18 protein-coding genes and 2 pseudogenes are annotated in these 25,020 nt (G+C 37.9%); all 20 read left to right on the plus strand.

Going from position 1 to position 25,020, the window contains the following annotated elements:
* Nucleotides 1-11 precede the first annotated feature (11 nt).
* Nucleotides 12-1,355 carry an enolase C-terminal domain-like protein gene (locus EAF07_RS02435; protein ID WP_121834704.1) on the plus strand — a complete coding sequence of 448 codons (1,344 nt, stop codon included), beginning with the start codon at nt 12-14 and terminating at the stop codon, nt 1,353-1,355.
* Nucleotides 1,356-1,373: 18 nt separating this feature from the next.
* Nucleotides 1,374-2,510, plus strand: coding sequence for an L-talarate/galactarate dehydratase (locus EAF07_RS02440; RefSeq protein ID WP_121834705.1), 1,137 nt, complete (start codon nt 1,374-1,376; stop codon nt 2,508-2,510).
* 37 nt (nt 2,511-2,547) lie between these two features.
* Nucleotides 2,548-3,737 (plus strand): annotated as a pseudogene (locus tag EAF07_RS02445) (enolase C-terminal domain-like protein).
* 11 nt (nt 3,738-3,748) lie between these two features.
* Nucleotides 3,749-4,657 (plus strand): dihydrodipicolinate synthase family protein, encoded by a 909-nt coding sequence (locus tag EAF07_RS02450; protein WP_220702223.1) that lies wholly within the window; start codon nt 3,749-3,751, stop codon nt 4,655-4,657.
* A 13-nt stretch (nt 4,658-4,670) separates the two neighbouring features.
* Nucleotides 4,671-5,813 (plus strand): glycerate kinase, encoded by a 1,143-nt coding sequence (locus EAF07_RS02455; RefSeq protein ID WP_121834706.1) that lies wholly within the window; start codon nt 4,671-4,673, stop codon nt 5,811-5,813.
* A 101-nt stretch (nt 5,814-5,914) separates the two neighbouring features.
* Nucleotides 5,915-6,796: a 2-hydroxy-3-oxopropionate reductase gene (garR, locus tag EAF07_RS02460; RefSeq protein WP_121834707.1), complete on the plus strand. Its 882-nt coding sequence runs from the start codon at nt 5,915-5,917 to the stop codon at nt 6,794-6,796.
* Between the two features lie 106 nt (nt 6,797-6,902).
* A complete protein-coding gene (locus EAF07_RS02465) occupies nt 6,903-7,667 on the plus strand; it encodes an alpha/beta fold hydrolase (protein ID WP_121834708.1) in 765 nt (254 codons plus the stop codon).
* Nucleotides 7,668-7,722: 55 nt separating this feature from the next.
* Nucleotides 7,723-8,700 carry a hypothetical protein gene (locus tag EAF07_RS02470; protein WP_121834709.1) on the plus strand — a complete coding sequence of 326 codons (978 nt, stop codon included), beginning with the start codon at nt 7,723-7,725 and terminating at the stop codon, nt 8,698-8,700.
* 58 nt (nt 8,701-8,758) lie between these two features.
* Entirely contained in the window at nt 8,759-10,546 is a 1,788-nt protein-coding gene (gene uvrC, locus EAF07_RS02475; protein WP_121834710.1) for an excinuclease ABC subunit UvrC, read from the plus strand.
* A gap of 15 nt (nt 10,547-10,561) precedes the next feature.
* Nucleotides 10,562-10,795 carry a hypothetical protein gene (locus EAF07_RS02480; protein ID WP_121834711.1) on the plus strand — a complete coding sequence of 78 codons (234 nt, stop codon included), beginning with the start codon at nt 10,562-10,564 and terminating at the stop codon, nt 10,793-10,795.
* 79 nt (nt 10,796-10,874) lie between these two features.
* The gene (locus tag EAF07_RS02485; RefSeq protein WP_121834712.1) at nt 10,875-11,477 is read left to right on the plus strand and encodes a nitroreductase family protein; all 603 of its coding nucleotides are present in this window, start codon (nt 10,875-10,877) and stop codon (nt 11,475-11,477) included.
* A gap of 63 nt (nt 11,478-11,540) precedes the next feature.
* A complete protein-coding gene (locus EAF07_RS02490) occupies nt 11,541-11,945 on the plus strand; it encodes an ACT domain-containing protein (RefSeq protein WP_121834713.1) in 405 nt (134 codons plus the stop codon).
* 9 nt (nt 11,946-11,954) lie between these two features.
* On the plus strand, nt 11,955-13,358 hold the full coding sequence (gene pepV, locus EAF07_RS02495; RefSeq protein ID WP_121834714.1) for a dipeptidase PepV: 1,404 nt from the start codon (nt 11,955-11,957) through the stop codon (nt 13,356-13,358).
* A 56-nt stretch (nt 13,359-13,414) separates the two neighbouring features.
* Nucleotides 13,415-14,002 carry a uracil-DNA glycosylase family protein gene (locus EAF07_RS02500; protein WP_121834715.1) on the plus strand — a complete coding sequence of 196 codons (588 nt, stop codon included), beginning with the start codon at nt 13,415-13,417 and terminating at the stop codon, nt 14,000-14,002.
* A 42-nt stretch (nt 14,003-14,044) separates the two neighbouring features.
* The gene (locus EAF07_RS02505; RefSeq protein WP_121834716.1) at nt 14,045-17,044 is read left to right on the plus strand and encodes a type I restriction endonuclease subunit R; all 3,000 of its coding nucleotides are present in this window, start codon (nt 14,045-14,047) and stop codon (nt 17,042-17,044) included.
* Nucleotides 17,045-17,256: 212 nt separating this feature from the next.
* Nucleotides 17,257-20,838, plus strand: a complete 3,582-nt coding sequence (locus tag EAF07_RS02510) for an nSTAND3 domain-containing NTPase (protein ID WP_121834717.1) — start codon at nt 17,257-17,259, stop codon at nt 20,836-20,838.
* 39 nt (nt 20,839-20,877) lie between these two features.
* Complete coding sequence (locus EAF07_RS02515) at nt 20,878-22,038, plus strand: restriction endonuclease subunit S (RefSeq protein WP_121834718.1); 1,161 nt, start codon at nt 20,878-20,880, stop codon at nt 22,036-22,038.
* 15 nt (nt 22,039-22,053) lie between these two features.
* Nucleotides 22,054-23,946, plus strand: a complete 1,893-nt coding sequence (locus EAF07_RS02520) for a P-loop NTPase fold protein (RefSeq protein WP_121834719.1) — start codon at nt 22,054-22,056, stop codon at nt 23,944-23,946.
* A gap of 160 nt (nt 23,947-24,106) precedes the next feature.
* Nucleotides 24,107-24,400, plus strand: a complete 294-nt coding sequence (locus EAF07_RS02525) for a helix-turn-helix domain-containing protein (protein WP_121834720.1) — start codon at nt 24,107-24,109, stop codon at nt 24,398-24,400.
* Nucleotides 24,401-24,490: 90 nt separating this feature from the next.
* Nucleotides 24,491-24,892, plus strand: a pseudogene (locus EAF07_RS02530) (type I restriction-modification system subunit M N-terminal domain-containing protein); the annotation flags it as partial.
* Nucleotides 24,893-25,020: the final 128 nt, after the last annotated feature.

Here is a 25,020-nt window from a genome sequence, read left to right on the forward strand (position 1 = left end):
GGAAGTATCGTATGGGTAAAGCACCTAAAGTTGTTGAAATGGATATTTATCCTGTAGCGGGTCATGATAGCCCACTCTTAACCTTGAGTGGCTGTCATGCGCCGTATTTTACGAGAAACATCGTTGTTTTAAAGGATGAGACAGGTAACCTGGGCATTGGTGAGATTCATGGTGGTGAACATATTACTGAACAACTAAACAGTTATAAGCCATTTGTTATTGGTGAACGTGTTAGTGAATATCGTAAAGTTCTAACCAATATTCGCCGTAGTCGTCAACAATCTGCCGCTGACGATGGCAGTGGACTTCAAGAATTAAATATTTCAAATTTAAAATTCGTGGTTCAGTCTGAGGCGGCCATTGAATGTGCCATGCTTGATCTATTTGGTAAATTTTTAGAGTTACCGATTGCTGCACTGCTAGGAGAAGGTGGTGTGCAGCGTGATGAAGTGGAATTTTTAGGCTATCTCTTCTATTCAGCAGATTCAAATAAAATAGATTTGCCATATGAAAAACCAGATGGAACAGATTCGTGGGAGTCACTTCGACGGTCTGAGATGATGACACCAGAAGCGATTGTAAAGCAAGCTAGTGTTCTAAAAGATAAATACGGCTTCAATAATTTTAAATTAAAAGGTGGCGTCCTTTCTGGTGAAGAAGAAATGAAATCTGTAGATGCTCTAAAGGCTGCTTTCCCTGATGCCAGAATCAATATTGATCCTAATGGGGCTTGGTCACTAGAAGAAGCGATTCGTTTGTCGCAAGGTCGTAAAGATGTTCTGACCTATATCGAGGACCCTTGTGGACCAGAGTCTGGTTTCTCTAGTCGTGAAGTTATGGCAGAATACCGTGATGCCACAGGCATTCCCGTAGCAACCAATATGATTGCAACTAACTGGAGACAATTTCATCATGCGGCAGCGCTAAGAAGTGTGAATATTGTGTTAGCTGATCCTCATTTCTGGACATTAGATGGCAGTGTTCGTATGGCTTATCTGCTTAATGAGTGGGGACTGACGTGGGGGTCACATTCGAACAATCATTTTGACATTACTTTGGCTACTTTCGTACACGTTGCGGCAGCTGCACCAGGTAACATTGCTCCAGTTGATACTCACTGGATTTGGCAAGATGGTGAGTCCTTACTGAAAGAACCAATTGAAATCAAGGATGGTAAGATTAAGCTGTTTGACAAACCTGGATTAGGAGTCGAGATTGATCTTGACAAGTTGAAAAAACAGCATGAACTTTACAAACAAATGCCGTTTAAAGATCGTGATGATACGATTGCCATGCAATATTTAGAAGAAGGTTGGACCTTTGATCCAAACCGTCCCGTTTTTTGTCATAAATAATGGCAAGAGGTAAGGAATATGACTTATCAAGTAGATAAAATTACAGAAATTGAAGTTAAATTAATTTGTGTTCCGTTGAAGAAAGCTGTTAGCGATGCCAAGGTTATCCAAGGGAAACAGACGCCCTTAAAAGAAGTCATGATAACTGCTGCAATAATCAAAACAGAAGCAGGATATACAGGAATGGGGTACACTTACTGCAAACGGTTTGGTGGGCCCGCTCAATATGCTCTTGCTAAAGAATATGCGCCGTTGTTAATTGGGGAAGATCCAAATGATATTAGTCGTTTATGGGATAAATTGCTTTGGTCAAGTATTTCAATTGGAGATTCTGGTGTTGCTGTTCAAGCTATCACACCGTTTGACATCGCTCTCTGGGACATCAAGTCTCAGCGAGCAGGGTTTTCTTTAAGTAAATTGCTAGGACAACATAAAGAATTTGTACCTTGTTACAATACAACAGGAGGATTTTTACAAGACTCTATTGATGAAGTTATCGCCCATGCCCATTCTGTACTGGAACAAGGAGTTGGTGGGATAAAAATCAAAGTTGGACAAAAAGACTACATGGAAGATGTTCGCCGTGTAGCAGCCCTACGAAAAGCATTAGGGGATGATGTCCCAATTATGGTTGATGCTAATCAACAATGGGATGTTTCAACAGCGCTTAAAGCTGGGAAGTATTTTGATGAATATAACCTAGTTTGGTTAGAAGAACCAGTTAAAGCTCATGATGTTGACGGTCACTTACGATTATCACAAGTGCTAGGAACACCGATAGCGACTGGTGAAATGTTAACCAGCTTTGCTGAAGGATTACCATACTTTGAAAAACGTGCCTTTGATGTCTGTCAGTTGGATTGCCCTCGAATTGGTGGTATCACACAATACCGTAAGGTCATTCAGAGAGCAGAAGAGAATAATATCACGTTAGCACCGCATTATAGCATGGAGTTGCATTTACCACTAGCAGCTTGCTATATTGGTGATGCTTGGGTTGAACATTTTGAATGGTTTGAAACCGTTGGATTGTTCAATGAAAAAATTGAATTAGTTGATGGAAAAATGAAAGTGCCAACGCGTCTTGGTTTGGGATTGAGCTTTAACGAAGCTACCTTACCAAGTCTTCAATTGGATGCGACTGTATTTCATTAATCAGAAGTTAGTATAAGAAAGTGAAGAGGAGAAAATAATGTCAGTACCTACAGTTGTTAAAATGGATGTCTACCCTGTTGCAGGATATGATTCAATGCTATTGAATTTGAGTGGTGCACACGGCCCATACTTCACGAGAAATATCGTGATTTTGGAAGATAGTTCAGGAAATCTCGGTGTTGGTGAAGTACCAGGTGGTCAAAAAATTACAGATGTTCACGTTCAAACAGCAGTTGAAACGCCACTTCTTGATCTTCTTGGTCAACATTTGAAAGTGCCAGTAGCTGCCCTTCTTGGAGATGGTCAAGTGCGTGAAGATGTGCCATTCCTTGGATACCTTTTCTACGTTGCTGATCCAAATAAAACAGATCTACCATACCTTCAAGGCGATGATGAATCAGATGATTGGGGACGTCTTCGTCGTAAAGAAGCAATGACACCAGAAGCGATTGTTGAGTTGGCAAAAGCAGCTTACAAACGTTATGGTTTCAAAGACTTCAAACTGAAAGGTGGAGTATTAGAAGGAAAAGAAGAAGCTAAAGCTATTAAAGCGCTTAAAAAAGAATTCCCAGATGCTCGTATCACCCTAGATCCAAATGGTGCTTGGTCACTTAAAGAAGCTATTGAAATTGGTAATGATTTAAAAGGTATTGCAGCTTATGTTGAGGATCCATGTGGTGCTGAGGATGGTTTCTCAGGACGTGAAGTTATGGCAGAATTTGTGAAAGCAACTGGCATTCCAACAGCAACAAACATGGTTGCTACTGACTGGAGACAAATGCAACATTCTGTGGCCCTACATTCTGTAACTATTCCATTGGCGGATCCTCACTTCTGGACAATGCAAGGGTCTACACGTGTTGCTCAAATGTGTCATGATTTTGGTATGACATGGGGAGTTTATTCAAACAACCACTTTGATATTTCACTTGCTATGGTTGCTCATGTTGGTGCCGCTGCGCCTGGAACAATTAACGCCTGCGATACACACTATATCTGGCAAGATGGTCAATTCTTGACAAAAATCCTCATAAAATTGAAAATGGTGTGATTCATATTGCTAAAGATTCTGTCGGACTAGGTATCACACCAGATTTGGAAGCTATTAAAAAAGCAAATCAACTTTACCTTGAAAAAGGTTTAGGTGCGCGTGATGATGCAACAGCTATGCAATACTTGATTCCAGGTTGGGAATTTGACAATAAAAAACCAAGTTTAGTTCGTTAAGGAGATCTATAGTGATTGATAGAAATACTGTCAAGGGGATTGTAGTACCAATTATTACCCCCGTTGATGATAATGAAAATATCGATGATGTGCGACTTAGAAAAATCGTTAATCATGTGATTGAAAATGGTGTTCATGGCATACTAGCATTTGGTAGCAATTCAGAGTTTTACATGTTTGAAACAGATGAAATGCTCCATGCCTTAGATGTCATCATTGAAGAAACTGCGGGACGAGTTCCAGTTTACTTTGGAATTGGTGCTATTAGAACGCGCAAATGTGTTCAAATTGCACAAGAAGCTACTAAGCGTGATATTGCTGCTATCTCTGTTTTAAATCCGATGTTTATTAAACCAACATCGGAAGCTCTCTACAATCACTTTAAAACAATTGCAGAGAGTGTTTCTGAGACAGCGGTATTGATTTACAATAATCCTGGTCGTTCAGGATACAGCGTTCCACTTGACATTATTGTTCGTTTAGCGCATGATGTAGATAATATCGTTGGTATTAAAGATTCTAGTGGTGATATTACATTTTGTAGTGAATTGATTCGACAAACACAAGATGTTGATTTCCGTGTGATGACTGGTAAAGATACCACTGTTTTCCCAGGGTTATGCGTTGGAGCTGTTGGAAGTGTTTGCTCAACGGCTAATATGTACACTAAATTGGTAAGTAGCATTTATGATCATTATGTAGCTGGAAATATTAAAGAATCACTAGCAGCGCAATTTAGGCTAAATCCGATTCGCCTATCACAAGATGCTGCAAGTTTCCCTGCTGCAACAAAAGATATGGCGAACTTAATGGGATTAGATGTAGGAAAATCAATTTTACCAACTGAAGCAAGTACAGGGACTGTATTAGAAAATATGAAGGCTGAAATGCGTAAAGGTGGTTTTTTAGCAGATAGTTAACAGGAGGAGTCGTATGGGAAAAAAAATTGTCATTGCATCTGATTCATTTAAGGGCAGTGCCAGTTCTAAAGAAATTGGAACCTATATTGCTGATGGTATCCATAGCCTATACCCTGACTATGACACAACTATTTTTTCAATTGCCGATGGTGGTGAAGGAACTGTAGATGCCATTCTTGAGGTTAATAAAGGCCATAAAGTAACGATTGAAGTACAAGGTCCTTTAGGAAATCCAGTGGAAGCTTCCTATGGCATCATTGATGATGGCAAGACTGCTGTTATGGAAATGGCAGCCGCTTCAGGAATTACTTTAGTCCTTACTTCAGAACTTGATGTCTTGAAAGCGTCAACTTATGGTACTGGTCAAATGATTAAAGAGGCCATTGAAAAACATGTTGAACGCATTTACATTGGTATTGGAGGTTCTGCTACCAATGACGGTGGTATGGGGATGGCAAGTGCTTTAGGAGCGAAATTCTTTGACGAAGATGGTCTTTCACTTGAGGCTAAAGGAGAAAACCTTTCTAGAATTGTTAACTTAGATATTTCAGAACTTGAAACATTGGTAGATGGTGTTGAAGTGATTATTTTATCTGATGTCACCAATCCTCTTTGTGGGCCAAATGGTGCAACGGCAGTCTATGGTCCACAAAAAGGTGCAACGCCTAGTCTCATTCCTGTTTTGGATGACGGACTTGCAAATTTTGCTCAAGTTATTGAAAAGTATCTCAAAAAAGATGTTAAAGATCTACCAGGGGCAGGTGCTGCGGGTGGCTTAGGAGCTGGTTTAATGGCTTTTCTAAACGGAAAAACAGAACGTGGCATTGATAAAATTTTAGAGTTAATCCATATCGAAGAAGATATTGCAACATCAGACCTAGTCATTACTGGTGAAGGTAGAATGGATGGTCAATCGATTAATGGGAAGGCACCGCTTGGCATAGCGACTATCGCTAAACGCTATCAAGTTCCAGCTGTTGCTATTGTTGGAAGTTGCTCGAATGATTTGACTGAGGTTTACGATTTAGGAATTTCAGGTGTCTTTGATATCATTAATCGACCAATGACTTTAGATGAAGCGATGCTCCAAACTCCAGAACTTGTGAAATCAGTCAGTCGCAATGTAATCAGTTTATTTAGTTTTCTAAACAAATAATCACGTTAAAATGGTATGAAATATAGTATGTGTACTATATCATGGTTATATGATATTTGTTAGAATTATAGCTATAGAAGTCAGAAAGGAAATAAGAAAGAATGAAAATTGGTTTTGTTGGTCTAGGAATCATGGGGAAACCTATGGCAATCAATTTGGTTAAAGCAGGGCATGAAGTATATGGCTTTGACTTTAATCCAAAAAGTGTTGAAGAATTAGTCGCAGCAGGTGGACATGCTGCAGAAAGTGGTAAAGTAGCAGCTGAAGTTGCTGAGCTTGTGATTACCATGTTACCAAATTCACCACACGTAAAAGCAGCCTTGTTTAATGAAAATGGTATCGCAGAAGGTCTTTCAGCTGGTAAAACAGTTATTGACATGAGTTCAATTTCACCAGTAGCAAGTAAAGAATTCTCTGAAAAATTGAAAGAATTGTCAGTTGATTTCTTAGATGCTCCTGTTTCTGGTGGAGAACCAAAAGCTATTGACGGTACTATTGCGGTTATGGTTGGCGGAGATGAGACAGTCTTTAATCGCTATAAGAATGTTCTTCAGGCTATGGCAAGTAGTGTAACATTGGTGGGTGAAGTTGGTGCAGGTAACTTGACTAAACTTGCTAATCAGATGATTGTGGCGGTTAATATTGCTGCCGTTTCAGAAGCTTATTCATTGGCTAAAAAAGCTGGTGTTGAACCATCACGTGTTTATGAAGCGATTCGTAGTGGTTTAGCTGGCTCAACAGTTATGGATCAAAAATCTCAAAAAATGTTTGATGGAGATTTTGCTCCAGGTTTCCGTATTGACTTGCATATTAAAGATTTGCAAAATGCTTTGGATGCCTCACATTCCTTTAATGTTGCTACACCATTTACAGCACAAGCAATGGAAATACTTCAGGTCTTGAAAGCTCATGATTACGGTTCAGAGGATCACTCTGCTATTGCTCGATACTATGAATTGGTTAATGGGCAAAAGTTACAATAATCAATCGTTTAAGCCGGTTTTACTGCTGGCTTTTTTTCAGTAAAGGTTAGATATTAAAGTCTAGTTATGCTATGATAAATTATCATTGGTAATAAGAAAGGCTCACATGACCCCTATTTATTTTTTAGACGGATTGGGTAGTAACCGTCATTATGTTACCCGCTTGGAGGAGGCTTTGGTTGAACAAGGTTTTGAGTTGACCTATCTAGCCTTGCCTGGGCAGCCTGATAATTTTGATTGCCCTATAGAAACCTTAGAAGATTTGACTGCATGGTTTAACAAGCAGACTCCAAATACTCCCTTTATTTTGATGGGATTTTCTCTAGGAGCGGATTTTGCGGCTTATTTAGCGAAACAGTCTTCCCATGTCTCGCATCTCATTTTACTTGATGGTGGCTTTATGGATTTTGACGTTTTTGGGTATTCTTTAGAGCAAGAGTTGGCGGACACTAAGGCTTATTTTGCTTCTGAGACCTTTGCGGATTTGGGAGAAAAGCTGCGCGAAGAGGAGAAGAGTGCTGACTATTGGGGTGAGGATTTGGAAAAAGCAGTGCGTCATGCCTATGTCAAAAAAGAAAATCAGTACCAGTTAAATCTTAATTCAGAAATTATTCTTAACCTCCTAAAAATCAGACGTGACTGCCAGTTTGTGATTTCAAAACCAGATTTTTCAGTCCCAACACTGATGATACTCTCAGACAGTCCCGCTGAATTCTTAGACTTCAAACAAACACAATTAAGTAAAATTAAAAATAACCATATCACTAGTAAGATTCTTTCAAACACCACCCATCACCTCTATCTTGAAAAACCTAATCAAGTGGCAGTAACGATTAAAGATGTCGTGTCAAACTTTTCCAAAACTCTTTAAACGCTTATTCTTTTGTGATAGAATGAAACAAAACCCCATAAAAAGGAGAAAATAAATGGTTGAAAAGCGTTTTAAAGGGATAATGAGATCTATTGTTCCAGGGATTTTGTTTCTTGGGATTGCAATCCTTTCAACAGTTGCTTTTATGGTAACGACAGGTGTCGATAATCTTTATCGAAAAGGGGAGATAGTCCAAAGCAGTAACTTATCAAATGGTAGTAAGGCGCTAGTAGTGACAGCGATTATACCAGAACCTCTAACGACAATTGAAGGCTATAATAGCAACCTCTACTTGGTAGAATATGACAATACGGATGGGACATTTGGCTACATTGGATTGGATGCAAATGAGAAAGACCCTGTTCTTGAGCGTCTGATTGCTAAGGGTGATGAGCTGATTGAAAAACCAGAACGCATTGAAGTAGAACTCGTGACAAGCTCTAGTCAGGAAAACGGTATTGAAGGCTACGAAAGTTTTATTCAGGAGACGTTTGCTGGAACAGATTTAGAAGGACATGTTAGCCGAACTTATTACGCTTCCTTACGTGAAGTAAGTAGTACACGCTGGATGTCTTATGCCCTCATTGCTGTAACTGGACTTATTGGTATTGCCTGCTTAGTAGGTGGTGTATTGACCGTGCGCCAAAACAAACGCAACTATGAGGCGCTTTATCTTGCTTATCCAGACTTGCATGGCAACTTGGACAATATCATTAGGGAAGCTACTTACCATGATGAACGTCTAGGGCTCTTGGTTTATAAGACACACTTGATTTCTTATAAAGTGAAATTCTACGCCATTGACCTAACACAGGTGACCTCTCTTTATCATCATATCATTTCAACTAAAGCTTACGGTTTGATTACGACCTCACGCCATTCACAATTGATGGTAACTTTGGTTAATCAGAAGAAAGTGCAAAAGGTTTTCTTTAAAAATATTGGTAAATCAACAGATGATGAACTCCAACCTTTATTTGCTCTGATTGAACAAACGTATCCTAATATTTCTTTAGGTTACGACCAAAAGTAACACAGTCATTTACTGCTTAAAAACGAGGTTATTCCTCGTTTTTTGTTATAATATGACTATGAATAATACGATAAAACATAAATTAGAATTACTTCCTGATAGCCCGGGGTGTTATCTCCACAAGGATAAGAATGGGACGATTATCTACGTCGGTAAGGCTAAAAATTTAAAGAATCGGGTGCGCAGCTATTTCCGTGGAAGTCACGATACCAAGACGGAGTTGTTGGTATCAGAAATTGAAGATTTTGAATTTATTGTTACCGAATCTAATATTGAAGCTCTGCTATTGGAAATCAATCTTATTCAAGAAAATCTTCCTAAGTACAACATCAAACTCAAAGACGATAAATCCTATCCGTTTATTAAACTAACGAAGGAGCTCTATCCACGGCTCTTGATTACCCGCCAAGTTAAGAAAAATGATGGGCTCTATTTTGGTCCATATCCTGATAGTGGCGCAGCCAATGAGATTAAAAAGCTCCTCGATCGAATTTTTCCTTTTAAAAAGTGTAAAAATCCTGCTAATAAAGTCTGCTTTTATTATCATATCGGTCAATGTAACGCTCACACCATCTGTAAAACCGATAAGGCCTATTGGGATGGTCTGGTAGATGATGTTAAAAACTTCTTAAATGGTCATGATGATAAAATTGTCAATGATTTGAAAGCTAAGATGATGGCAATGGCAGAGCAGATGGAATTTGAACGGGCTGCCGAATATCGTGATTTGATAGAGGCAGTAGGTACGCTACGCACCAAGCAGCGCGTTATGAATCAAGACATGCAGGATAGGGATATTTTCGGTTACTATGTTGATAAGGGATGGATGTGTGTACAGGTTTTCTTTGTTCGACAAGGTAAGCTCATTCAGCGTGATGTCAATCTGTTTCCTTATTATAACGAAGCTGAGGAAGATTTTTTGACCTATCTAGGGCAATTTTATAGCGACAGCAATCATTTAATGCCTCGCGAGATTTTTATTCCTTCAGATATTGATCAAGAATCTGTTGAGGCCCTCGTTTCTGCCAAAGTGATAAAGCCACAGCGTGGTGAGAAAAAACAACTGGTTGCTCTAGCCACAAAAAATGCGCGTGTTAGCCTCCAGCAAAAGTTTGATTTACTCGAAAAAGATTTGGTTAAAACACAGGGCGCTATTGAAAATCTTGGAAGTCTGCTTGGCATTGCGACTCCACGTCGTATTGAAGCCTTTGATAACTCCAATATCATGGGGACCAGTCCAGTTTCTGCCATGGTCGTTTTTGAAAATGGTAAACCCAATAAAAAAGAGTATCGCAAATACAAAATCAAAACTGTTGACGGACCTGATGACTATGCTAGCATGAGAGAAGTCATTCGCAGACGATATAGTCGTGTAAAGCGAGACGGCTTAGTGCCACCAGATTTAATTATCATTGATGGTGGGCAAGGGCAGGTCAATATTGCTAAAGATGTTCTGAAAAATGAGCTCAATATGGTCATTCCTGTAGCAGGTCTTCAAAAAAATGACAAGCACCAGACGCATGAATTGTTGTTTGGAGAACCTTTAGAAACCATTGACCTTCCAAGAAATTCTCAGGAATTTTTCCTTCTCCACCGCATCCAAGATGAGGTGCACCGCTTTGCCATTACCTTCCACCGACAAGTCAGAAGTAAAAACAGTTTTTCTTCAAGATTAGATGGTATTGAAGGATTGGGTCCTAAACGTAAGCAAGCTTTGTTAAAACAGTTCAAATCCTTGACCGCCATCCAGCAAGCAAGTGCGGAAGAGATTAAAGCTCTAGGAATTCCAGAAAAAGTGGCGGAAGCTGTTTTGGAGAAATTGAATCCAACAGAAGAAATGAATTAATGAGGAGACTTTGAGATGAATGCATACCTTATGTTAATTGTCTTGATCATTTTATTGGTCTTGGTTATTTCAAATTTATGCCTAAATCCCTTGTCGAAAACCAGTTGGTCAGAGCCTTTGTTTGTTCAGAGAAGTATCGGTGTTGGGATAACCATCAATCTGAAAAACCGCTTGGGATGGTGGATTTACATGATTGTCTCAGTCGCTTTGGTTATCTTACTAGCTATGGTGCTTCTAGATAAATCTTGAAAGTGTAGCTCCGCCATTTCCCTAAACCTTAAAATATGATAGAATGTAAGGGTAATCATAAAGAGAAAGAGGAAGTCAGATGAAATTCCTAGAATTAAATAAAAAGCGCCACGCGATTAAGCAATTTAATGATCAGCCTGTTGATGTCAAAGATGTGCGCACAGCTATTGAGATTGCAACATTAGCGCCAAGTGCTAATAATATTCAGCCTTGGAAGTTTGTGATTGTTAAGGAGAAAAAAGCAGAGCTAGCTGAGTTGGCGTATAGTACCAACAAAGACCAAGTTGAAGCTTCTCAATACACCATTGCACTCTTTACAGATACTGATTTAGTAAAACGGTCACGCAAAATTGCGCGGGTCGGTGTGAAAAATTTGCCAGATGATTTGATTGGTTACTATATGGAAACCTTACCGCCACGATTTGCCCAATTTACAGAGCAACATAAGTCAGATTATTTAGCTCTTAATGCTGGTATTGTAGCTCATAACTTGGTTATGGCTTTGACAGACCAAAAGATTGGCTCAAACATCATTCTTGGTTTTGATAAGAGCAAGGTCAATGAGATTTTGGAAATTGACAGTCGTTTCCGTCCAGAACTCTTGATTACTGTTGGTTACACTGATCTTAAGCCAGAACCAAGCTACCGCCTACCAGTTGATGAAGTGATTGAGTATAAGTAAGTGAATTTTCAACTGTGATTGAAACATTTCGCTTATTGCAAAATAGAATGAGAGGCTAGTACATTGACGAAACCGATTAGGGACTTATCACAATTGTTAGCAGGCATGGAGCCTGTCCTCCGTGATGGTATTTATGTCTATGCCACAGTGAGCGATGATGTCAGCCTTCCTTGGGATAAGGTTGAAGCAACGGTTCGGGAAGATGAAGGATTGTCCGTTGTCGTAACAGAAGCAGTTGCTGACTCATACAACTTGAATAGCCAATTTCGTTCGGCGTGGATTACCTTGATGGTGCATTCAGACTTGGAGGCGGTTGGTTTAACGGCGGCATTTTCAAAAGTGTTAGGTGAGGCTGGCATATCGTGTAACGTGATTGCAGGAAACTATCATGACCATATCTTGGTACCGTATGAGAAAGCAAATCTTGCACTAGAGACGTTAAAAAAATTACAAAATGGATTAGAATAGGATAGAACGATGACAATTGATTTTAAAGCAGAAGTTGAAAAACGTAAAGACGATTTGATGGCAGATTTGGTTAGCCTTTTGGAAATCAATTCTGAGCGTGATGACAGCAAGGCTGACGCTGAGCATCCATTTGGACCTGGACCTGTTAAAGCCTTGGAAAAATTCTTGGAAATTGCAGAGCGTGATGGCTACAAAACGCGTAATATTGACAACTACGCTGGTGATTTTGAATTTGGTGAGGGCGAAGAAGTTCTCGGTATCTTTGGTCACCTTGACGTGGTGCCAGCTGGTAGCGGTTGGGATACTGACCCATATAAACCAGTCATCAAAGATGGCAAACTCTATGCGCGTGGGTCATCAGATGACAAAGGTCCTACCATGGCATGTTACTATGGCTTGAAAATCATCAAAGAACTTGGTTTGCCAACGTCTAAAAAAGTGCGCTTTGTTGTTGGTACAGACGAAGAGTCTGGATGGGGTGACATGGATTATTACTTTGCCCACAATGGATTGAAAGACCCTGACTTTGGATTCTCACCAGACGCCGAATTCCCAATCATCAATGGTGAAAAAGGAAACATCACCGAGTACCTTCACTTCACAGGTGCTAATGCTGGTGAAGCAGTGCTTGAAAGCTTTGCAGGTGGTTTGCGTGAAAACATGGTTCCAGAATCTGCCACAGCAGTTGTCTCAGGGTTAACAAAAGATGATGTTGAAACTGCTCTTGCTGCCTACGTTAAAGCAGAAGGCTTGCGTGGTGAAGTCGTTGAAGCAGACGGCAAATTGTCTGTAACTATTTACGGAAAATCAGCTCACGGTTCAACACCAGAAGCGGGTGTCAACGGTGCAACTCACTTGGCACGTTTCTTGAGTGTGTATGACTTTGAAGGTGGCGCAAAAGCTTACCTTGAAGTAGCTGGAGAAATCCTTCACGAAGACTTTGCTGGTGAAAAACTTGGTGTAGCCCATACAGATGACAAAATGGGTGCCCTTAGCATGAATGCAGGTGTCTTCTCATTTGATAAGTCTAGCGAAGACAATACAATTGCCCTCAACTTCCGTTATCCAAAAGGAACAGATAAAGAAACCATCAAAGCGAAACTGGAAGAAATCGAAGGGGTGGCATCAGTTAGCCTTTCTGATCATGAGCACACACCACACTATGTGCCAATGGAAGATGAACTCGTTCAAACCCTCCTTTCTGTTTATGAAAAACAAACAGGATTAGAAGGTTACGAACAAGTCATCGGTGGCGGAACATTTGGACGTCTCTTGAAACGTGGTGTAGCTTTCGGTGCTGAATTCCCAGGAGATGAAAACACCATGCACCAAGCTAACGAATACATGCCATTGACAAACATTTACCGCTCAGCAGCCATCTACGCAGAAGCGATTTATGAGTTGATTAAGTAATGTTAAAGATAAAAAGGTCATTATGACCTTTTTTCGCTATTCAAAGGAATGATACAATGAAAAGACTAGAGGATATTATCTCAGCTATTATGGCTGAACCTGAGAATCAAACCTTCACTGAAAGAGGAATTGCTCCTCTGGTAGCGGCACCAAGGACCGCAAAGATTGTTATTGTCGGACAAGCGCCAGGGAGTCGTGCGGAGGCGACTGGCATGTACTTTAACGACCCCTCTGGGGACAATCTAAGAGAGTGGCTAGGAATTGATAGAGAAATGTTTTACAACTCAGGCTTGATTGCAGTTGTGCCTATGGATTTCTATTTCCCAGGCACTGGCAAGTCGGGTGACCTTCCTCCACGTAAGGGCTTTGCAGAAAAATGGCATGCGCAGATGTTTGATCTTATGCCTGAAGTCGAGCTGGTCATTCTCATTGGCAAATACGCACAGCAATATTACCTGAACCAACCAAAATCAGCCAAACTTACCGAGACAGTAAGGCATTTTCAAGCTTATCTGCCCCGCTATTTTCCCCTAGTACATCCATCCCCAAGAAATAATATCTGGCAAAAGAAAAATCCCTGGTTTAAAGAAACCGTTCTCCCAGAGCTTCGAAAACATGTGGCAGAGATTTTGGGAAAAAGCTGAACGATGGTATAATAGAGCTATACTAAGGATTAGGAATGCAGTATGACATACACAGGTGAATTAGCGATTGAACAACAACTCATTGACCAGTTGACGACTGGAAACAGTCAATGGAGTTATCGGAGTGATTTAAAAACAGAGGATGCCCTCTGGGACAATTTCTTTGCCAAATTAGAGCAAAATAACGTTGCCGTGTTAAATGGCACGCCTTTGACGGAGCAAGAAAAGGCACAGATTAAAAACCAGCTTAACTTTATCAATTACTACGAAGCCGCTAAATGGTTGGCGGGTGAGAATGGCATTGCCAAAGTTCAAGTACAACGTGAGGATGCTAGTCTAAGCACTATCCGTTTATCCGTCATTTGGCGAGATAATGTTGCTGGCGGGACCTCTTCTTATGAAGTGGTGAATCAAGTGGAGCGTCCTAAAGCAGAACCAGCAGACCAAGACAGAAGGCTTGATGTGACGTTGTTAATCAACGGACTGCCTCTGATTCAGATTGAGCTGAAAAATGCCCAACATCCGTTTATGGATGCTTTTCGTCAAATTAAAAAATACGACCGTGAAGGTAAACTGCGAGGGATTTACTCTAGCTTACAGATGTTTGTCGTGTCTAACCTAACGGATACCCGCTATATCGCAGCAGCAAAAGAAAATAAGCTCAATGATACTTTCTTGACCAAGTGGGTGGATACCAACAATCAACCAGTGCTCAATCTTTTCGCCTTTGCCAAAGAGGTGCTCTCGATTCCAAGAGCCCATCAGATGGTCATGCAATATTCAGTGATTGATGATGACAAAAAAGCTTTGATTTTGCTTCGTCCTTATCAAGTTCATGCCATTGAAGCGGTGCAGGAAGCTAGCCGTAAGCAAGAGTCAGGCTATGTCTGGCACACGACTGGTTCTGGTAAGACACTGACTTCTTATAAGGTCGCTCGTAATCTTTTACAGATTCCGTCTATTGCCAAGACCATTTTTGTGGTGGATCGTAGCGACTTGGATCAGCAGACGACCTCAAGTTTTCTCTCCTATGCTGCCAATGATGTCATTGACATTGATGAGACGGACAATACTCATCAGTTGGTAAAACGATTGGTGGCGGATGATAAGCGCGTGGTGGTGACAACCATTCAAAAATTGGCAACCATGATGCGCAAAATCGAAGACAGGCTCTACAGCAAGGAAGCAGATAAAATCAAGCAACTCAAAGTCGCTTTTGTCGTGGACGAATGTCACCGTGCGGTGACGCCACAGGCTCAGCTTAAACTCTCAAGCTTCTTTATCCATTCGCTCTGGTATGGTTTTACAGGAACGCCAATCTTTGCAGAAAACAAACGCCAACAACTCGGGAATCTCGCCCAAACTACCGAAGAACAATACGGCAAACGCCTCCACGAATACACCGTCAAGGAAGCTATCCATGACAAGGCTGTTCTTGGCTTCAAAGTGGACTATAAAAACACCCTCATTCTCAATAAAGACATCGCTGAAAAGGATATTCCAGACAGTGCCTATGAGGAAGAGGAGCATATGCTAGAAGTGTTGGACGCTATCATCAATAAATCCCGTGGGCAACTTGGCTTTCAAAACGGTGTCGGACAGACCTTCAATGCCATCCTAACCGTGAAGTCTATCCCTATGGCGCAGAAATATTATGACCTCTTAAAACGCGTCAAAGCAGGTGAGACTAGAGTGAAGATTTCTGAGCGCGTGAAGCAAGTCCTCCCAGACTTTCCAAAGTTTACCATCACTTACTCCGTGACGGAAAATGACGAGGAGTCAACGGTCAATCAGGACAAGATGAAGGAAGCCATCTATGATTACAATACCGAGTTTGGCACCCACTACACGATAGCAGACCTGCGTGGCTTCAATACCGATGTCAATAATCGCCTCGCTCGTAAGAAGGACAAGTACCTCTTCCGTGAAGAGCAACTGGACTTGGTTATCGTGGTCAACCGTCTTCTGACAGGCTTTGATGCCCCTTGCCTTTCGACCCTCTTCATTGACCGCAAGCCCATGCAGCCTCACGATTTGATTCAGGCCTTTAGCCGAACCAACCGTATCTTCAATGGTGCTAAAAAGTTTGGTCAGATTATCACCTTCCAAGCCCCAGATGCTTTTAAAGAAGCCGTGGACAAAGCGTTGCGCCTCTATTCCAACGGCGGTGAAACTAGTGTTTTAGCCCCTGAATGGGCAGAAGAAAAAGCAGTCTTCGACGAAAAATTAGCCATCCTGCAAAATCAAGTAGCGATAGACGATGAGAATGGACTGGATATCAGCAGTGCTAGTACCGAATTACTCAAGAAATTTGCCAAATCCTACCAAGAATTTGACCGTTATTTTGCCTCTATCAAGGTCTATTCCGAATACGACCAAGATACTATCTTTGCAGAAACAGGATTGACAGAAGAACTGCTAGAAACTTATATGGGCACCTACCAAAATGTCCTCGAAGAAATCAAGCGCCGTAAGGACGATAACGATGATACAGACGATGAACCCCTCGATATCCTCTATGAGTTGGAATCCGTCCATCTCGATGAGATTAACTACGAGTATATCATTTCTCTCATCCAAGCCTTTATCCCACAGGCAGATGATGCCCAAAAAGAATTGACCGCAAAAGACATTGCAGCCGTAGATGCTTATATCGCAGACCTTGCCAAAACCAACCAAGGACTAGCCCAAGTCATCGCCGACCTCTGGCTTCAAATCCAAATGGATCCAGAAAGCTATCGCGGTCAATCCATCACCAATATCCTCGACCAGATGATAGAAGCCGTGATTACCAAGGAAGTCACCCAACTGGCTAAGAAATGGTATATCGGCGCAGACGAACTCATGTATCTCGTCAAAAACTACCGCAAAGGGGAAAGCAAACAACTTGGCGAAAGTGAACTCAGTCAAAGCCAACGCTACCAAGACTACAAAAACGACGTCGCAGAAGCCCTCAACCCCCTCAAATACAAAATCGAAATCAAAAAAGCCTACACCCAACTCATCGAAGAAGTGATTGAACCACTGAGAGTGAGGAGGTAGGTATAAGATACAAAGGCCGTTAAAAAAGCGATTAGGATTTTAGGAAGACAACGATGTGGGCTTACTCACAAGGCGTCTTATCTAAATCCCGAGCTTTTAGGCCGTGTTCAGTTACTAAGATACAGAGCCGCTAAGCAATGCAAAGCAAAATAGGAAGTTAACGAGTAAGTAACAAGAAACTAAATTATTAAAATGGTTAGGAAGGAATTTCAATGGGATTAGTAAACAGAATCGAAACTGCTATCAAAGAACTTGAGGGTGGAAAATTCCAAAAATTAGGAGATGCTTATCTAAGAAGAAAATATCAATTTAGTAATTTAGTTTCTTTAGGTTCTCAAGAGGGGACAGATAAAACGACTAGAGGCATACCAGATTCTTACGCAGAAAAAGATGGAAAATATATTTATATTATGTATGGCACACATACATCTGTAGTCCCTAAATTAAAAGAAGATATTCAAGCAGTAAAGAAAAAAATTCTTGACGAAGGTACTGAACAAAATAAAATTAGTAGAATTATTTGTTGCCATACTTCTTCAAATATATCGATTAAACAAAGAGATGAACTAGAAGAATTAGCTAAGCCTTATCAATTAGACTTGATTGGAATTAATGAAATTGCGAATGATCTTATTAGGTTAGAATTTCAATTTTTAGCAAAAGAATATTTATCAATTAATGAATCTACAGAACAGGTATGGAGCATTGATGATTTTATAAAAATTCATGACAGCAGTACAACAAATGCTCCAATTTCAAATTTTTATATTGGGGATGTAAATGAAGGTATCAAACTCTTAGAATCAAGTAAAAATCGAATTCTATTAATATCATCTAAACCGGGAACAGGAAAAACAAGATTAGCAATTGAAATTTGTTCAATACTTGCTAAAAAGGGATTGAATGTTCTTTGTGTAAAGAGCAATAATCAGTCAATTTATCAAGATATTAAATACCATTTAGATTTACAGAAAGACAATGTGATTTTTATAGATGATGTCAATACAGTTCAAAATTATATTTCAACATTGGGATTACTTAGTACGAATAATAATGTTAGGTTTATCCTAACTGTCCGAGACTATGCAAAAAATGAAGTAATACATAACATTAAAAATTACGGATATAGCAGCTTGGAACCCGTTATTTTGCAAGATGATAATTTTAAGCAGTTACTCCGGCAATTTTCTGAACATGAATTTACTCAGCAGCAAATAGAACATATTGAAAATATTTCAAAAGGAAATCCACGAATTGCAGTTCTAGCAGTCCTAATGTCTAATTCACAGGATTTAACAAAGTTTAAAAATGAAATTGATATTTTACAAGACTATTATGAAGGTATTCTATTAAAAGATAATATATCTTTTGAAGAGCAAAAAGCATTATTCATTTTGTCATATCTCAAAAAAATTAGTTTTGATAGTTTAAAAGATAATCAAGAGTTTATTAAATTATTACAATTAACAAATATATCAGAGAAGTTATTTAAAGATGGAGTCGAAAGACTTCATAACAGAGAATTATGTAATATTTATAATAGTAAGATAGTGAAAATAGCTGATCAGTCATTGGATGATTATATTGTTATCAAGTTTTTAATTAACAAAAAAATATCAGTTTTAGATATTTTACATGCATTATATCCATTAAACAATCAAAAGGTTATTCAGCTATTGAATCAATTTTCCAACTTTGTCCATAATGAAAATGATTTTAATATTATATCGGAGGCAGCTAAAGAATACTATGCTGAAAACATTTTTCAAAATGTAGAAGAGAAAGAAGGGTTTTTAGCACAATTTGGAATATTACTTCCATTAGAGGCAATATCATATGTTAAAGATACAATCAGTGATATTGTGGAAGAAAACTATACACAAGCTAATTTTGTCAAGGAAAAGAATAAAAGTAAAACCGTTGATGATTCTCTATTGTTGATCATACAAACAGTTATTAAAACAAAATATTATAAACATGGCTTACAATTATTGATGAACTATTTCGTAAAAAAACCAAATCTTATTTCCGAAGTTTATGATATGCTTGAAAAAAATTGCGGCCTTATAACAGAAAGAGATTACATAGATTATAATATAGCAAAAGCAACACTAGCTCAATTTAAACGGCTAGATTTAGATAAAATATACAATCAAGAACTAATTGTAACTATACTAAAACAATACTGGAAGTTAGAAGTTGAGAGAGCCACAGCAAATGATGAAAAAACATTTACTCTTAGACGGTACACGATACCAGATAGTGTTAAACTGGTACAGTATCATGCGATAATTATTGAAATTCTTGAAAAATTGTATAGTACAGGAGCTTCAAAAATTAGATATTACATTGAAAAAATTTTATATGATTATCAATTTACTATTTTAAATTATTCAAATACCCATCAAAAAACTATCGAACAAGACTTGAAAAATATTAAGTATAGATTTTTTTCAAATCTCTCAAATTTATCTCTATCCGGAGAGAAGATTGTTTTTGCTTTACATGAAGCTGAAATAAAATCAGATTTTGAAGTGTTTTCTGAGTACAAAGCATCAGAAAGACAAAAAATATATAATAATCTAGCCAATTCAAACTACGCTTGGCGGTATAAAGATGATGAACAGGCAGATTTTAATCAAATTGTGATTAGTTATTCAAGTAATTTGGAAAAAATTTTTACCTATGCATATCAATTTAAACAAAATACATTCATGAATAATGAAAATATTGAACGTGTTTTATACAATATGTACCATGAACTAATTGATGAGAAAATTGATTTTCTGTATTCCATGTTTAGAACACGTTATCGTTTTGAAAATGTTACACCAAATGAATTTTTAGAAGGTCTGTCTCAACAGGAAATGCAAAGCATTCTTGGCTTTCCTTCAGAGTCTGAAAAATATAAATGGCAATTTGCATACCTAACACAGCTGAAGAGAATTGAAAAAGAAGATATACAATTACTTGAAATTATCTTAAAGAATAATCCCATACCTAAATATTTGAATATACTGCATTTTGAACAATTTCTCTTATCAAAGCCTGACTTAAAAGAAATCTTAATTAAAAAAGCTAAGAGTGCTCATTTCATTATTCCTTTTTTTGTAAGAGATGAAGAAGTAACAAGACTAATTAATTTAATGGGGAAAGATGACTTAAAAAGGTTATACTTGAAAGAATTAAGGAGTAATATTGATCGTAGCGGGAAGCTTTTTCAAATGCTTGGGCACGATGATATAGATTTTACTGTGAATATTTTGAAAAAAATAAATGACTTGAAGTTGGGCTATAATGATGAAGTTTATGTAATACTTCATAAAATTAAATCATTTAATAATGTTGAAAAAGTTTATCTCAGCTTTTTGAATTATATATTAGAAAATGATTCACTTTATTATTATAGTAGTTTGTTAGAAAGTATATTCAAAGAGAATCATTCAATCCTGTTTAATGCCATAGAATTATCCGATAATGAAGAATTGGTAATAAAAATGGTAAACTTAGGGGTTGAAATTTTTGATGATAAAAGTGAAAAGTTAAAACTATTTGAAATTATAAAATCAAAGGGGTACGGGAAAGCAACTTTTTCAAAAATACACTATTCTGCCATGTCAGATTCTTGGTCAGGAAGTTATGTCCCTGTGTTGGAACAAAAACAGAATTTTTTACAATCTGTAAAAGAAATTTTTGAAGATGATATAGAGTATATTGATTTAGTTATGCATATTGATAAAATTATCAATCGGTGTTCTCAAAGAATTGAGAAAGAACTGGAAGAAGAATTTTAAAATTTTTTAATCAACTGAATGAACGAATAGGAACGAATTATGAAATATAAAAATATTCCAAAACTCAGATTCAAAGATTTTGATGATGAGTGGGAAAAGAAAAAATTAGGTGACACCGCCCAAATGTATCAACCCAAAACTATCACACAGTCAGATCTAACCGAAAGTGGCGTTCCAGTTTTTGGCGCAAACGGCTATATTGGATATTATCTTGAACCAAATCATATTGAGGATCAAGTGACTATTTCTGCAAGGGGAGAAAATACAGGTACACCAAGTTTTGTTAAAGGTCCAGTATACATTACTGGAAATTCAATGGTTGTAAATGTTGATGTAGATGAAATTGACAAGTATTTTTTATATAGTTCTCTATTAAGTCGTTCTTTAAAAAAATATGTCACAGGTGGAGCTCAACCTCAACTTACTAGAGATGTATTAAATATTATTCAAAAATATTTTCCCTCACTCCCTGAACAATCCGCTATCGGGTCGCTTTTCCAGACGCTTGATGAGCTCTTGTCTGCCTATAAGGATAATTTGGCCAACTATCAAGCCTTTAAGGCGTCCATGCTGTCCAAGATGTTTCCAAAGGCAGGCCAGACCACTCCTGAAATCCGCTTAGAAGGATTTGATGGTGAATGGAAGGAGAAGAAGTTGAGAGAAGGTCTTTCAAAAATAGGTGACGGTATTCATGGAACACCTAAGTACAATGATGCAGGGGAATATGCTTTCATAAATGGTAATAATTTAGTACAAGATAGTATTCAACTAAATACTGAAACTAAATATGTAAATTTGAATCAATTAACTCCTCATGATTTGGCACTGGAAAAAAATACAATTTTGATGTCAATTAATGGTACAATTGGTAGTCTTGGATGGTATCGTAATGAAAAAGTTATGTTGAGTAAGAGTGTGGCTTATTTACAGGTTGATTCGTTTGATAAAAATTTTATTTACTATCTTCTTCAAACAGCTCAGATTAGAAAATATTTTTTCAATAATTTAACTGGTACCACAATTAAAAATCTGGGTCTAAAGGCCATTCGAAATTTAAAGATACATTATCCAATTTTATCTGAACAACGTGCCATTGGCTCTTTCTTCTCTGACCTTGACACATTAATCTCATCTTACCAAGAAAAAATCAATCAACTTGAAACATTGAAGAAAAAGCTCTTGAAGGATATGTTTATTTAAACGATGTGAGGTATTATGTGTAAAAACAATAGTGTTATACAGTTAGAAAATATTGATACATCTACTGCGGAAGAAAATTTTTCCAAGTTATTGGATGAAAATAAGACCTATTTTTTAAACGGTGCTTGGGGTTCTGGTAAAACTACATTCTTAGAGAAGGTTTCTGAAAAGAAAAATAAAAAATTGATATTTATTGACTTATGGAAAATCAATGATAGTAGACCTACCTTAGAAATCGTTTTTTCAAAATTACATCCCATATATTATTATGGAATATTAGCTTTATCAATTTTATCTGTGGCAGTTTCGATATTGTCAACAAATGTTGTTAATCTTGGAATTGAAAATCTTATTAAAGAAATTGGACTCCCATTTAAATTTCTCTTTTTCATCGTAGGTATCATTGCCTTATTAGTGGCTATTTATCAATTTTTTAAATTCAAATCGGATATTTTTTGGATTTTTCTCTTTAATAAGTTACCACACGATAAAGTTGTATTAATTTTTGATGATTTTGATCGATTAACTGAAAAACAACAGGAAGAAACGTATAAAATTTTCAGTCTCCTTAAAGGGAAATTACCGATTGTGTTTGTAGGAGATATTTCAAATATCTACGAAGTGAAAACCAACTTTCTTTCGAAAATTATTGATAGAAGAATTGAGCTGCCTTTTGCACTGCATCCCAATAATATTTGGGAGACCTATTTTGGTGCATTAGAAGAAAAATTTGAGACGATACTTTCGCAGGATTTTAAACAACTCATTATAAATGAGGGGAGAAATTTAAGGGATAGAGAGCATTTCAATGACTATGTTAGCAAGGAATTTTTTGACCGAGGTAAGTTAGGACATGTTCAAATAGAGCAACAGTTACTAGTAATTTATACCTATCTATTCCACTCAAACCTCTATCAAAATTTAATAAATGGCTTTGGTGTAGATATTGATGAAGGAGATGTTCCTAAATTTCTAATAACCTCTCAAATTGATGGCTTATATAAATATAATGAAGGCTATCCACCGTGTTTTGCCTATAATCGTAGTGAATATTTTTTATATGAACAAGTATCAAACACAGCAGTCAGTGAGCTAGAGGAGATAATTAATAGTGATGTTCTACTTAAGGAGCAATTATTATCAAGTAGTGGTACTGATTTCTACAAGTATTTATCAGCTAATTATGGAAACTTTACTAGGGAGAGAAAAGAGAAGTTACTACAGTTGGCTCTAGAGTATATACGTGACTATAAGACGAGTGATACAATTTCCTACATCATTCGCGAAAAACAAAATGAAATCATGCCACCTAAAACATATATAGGAACACATGGTAATAGTCTGATGTATTCACTTCCTAAAGAGCGTAAAAATAAAACTGATGAAGAAATTAATAATGAGATTTATGATGGATGGAAAATAATTCTAGATAAAGCTAACTATGATTTTTCACAGCAATTATATCTTTTGGTAAAATACCACATTTTTAGTTTTCATGTACTAGGGGAACGATTCACCGATGTTCAGTGCGATACCATTTTGCATTCTTCAGATGAAAGAAAAGATATTATGCTTTTAGTTTATCTTTCCAGTAGCAATTTATGGACAAAATTTTCTGAATGGACAGATGACATCTGGGAAGTAGTTTATTCACTAACTGATACTCAATTTATATCTTTTTGGATTTTACAAGGAATTATTTCTAATGGAAGAAATAGAGATGATTTTGATTACATCCCTTCGGATAAAACATTGACTGTCTGGGAAAAAACTTACAGCTTTGATTATGGAAATGAAATAGATAATTCTCAAACTGTAAGTATGTTGAAACATCGATTAGATAAAATGGAACTAGAAGGATTTAAAATTAAATATGAGATAGATGGAAGATATAAAATAGAGGAATAATTTTTTAAAATATCTTCATTTGGATGATTACCTTTTTCGAATAAATAAGATAAGCATTCGAGGTACTTTAATAGCTTAAAGTATTCCTTTTCAATAACTTTTGAGTTATAATTGAAATAGAAAAATTTCTACAAATATCTATTGCAAAACGAGGCACGGTATGACAACAAACAATCCAGCTATTGGTAGTCGTTGGGAAGAGGTTCAAGCGGAACTCTTTACGCCTGAGGAATTGCGTGAAAGTGATTTGAGGGTGGCTGTTATGCTTGAACTCATTAAGGCTAGACAGGAAAAGGGTATCAGTCAGAAGAAATTGGAGCAGCTCAGCGGTGTTAGTCAACCTGTGATTGCTCGGATGGAATCTGGAAAAACCAGTCCGCAACTTGATACCGTTTTGAAAGTGCTAGCCAGCCTTGGAAAGACCTTAGCTGTTGTGCCTTTGGAGCAGAAATAGAACAGTAGTAGAACGACTATCTAAGTTACTTGGAGTATTTCCTATCAGCTCTGCTATTTTCCCAAAATAAACCATTAGAAAGACAAGAACATGGAACAACTACAAACCTCCCAATCGCTGTATCAGGCGCTTTGGAATTCGGCGGATATTCTCCGCTCTAAGATGGATGCTAATGACTACAAGTCCTATCTTTTGGGCATGGTCTTTTACAAGTACCTGTCGGACAAGATGCTCTTTTATGTGGCTGAGACCATGGAGGAGCCGACCGATGATTTGCACAAGGCTTTAGACCTCTATCGTGGTTACTACGAAGATGAGGAGACGCATGCTGATTTGCTGGCGGTGATTAAGGGTGAGATGTCTTATGCCATTGAGCCAGATTTGACCTTTACCGCCTTGGTGGATCGGGTCAATGACGGCACCTTTCAGCTAGAGGACTTGGCACAAGGCTTCCGTAACATCGAACAAGCCGATGAGCTCTTTGAAAATCTTTGCTAAATTCCCAAACTAACTTCCACCGTCTGTTAAAGTGGAAGTTAATCTGATAAAACCTCTAACAACCAGTGGAAATCCGTGTCAGGGTAAGTTCCACTGGTTTTTATAATGGTTGATTTTATTGC

Origin of the sequence: Streptococcus hillyeri (assembly GCF_003686955.1) — a bacterium.
Taxonomy (GTDB): domain Bacteria; phylum Bacillota; class Bacilli; order Lactobacillales; family Streptococcaceae; genus Streptococcus; species Streptococcus hillyeri.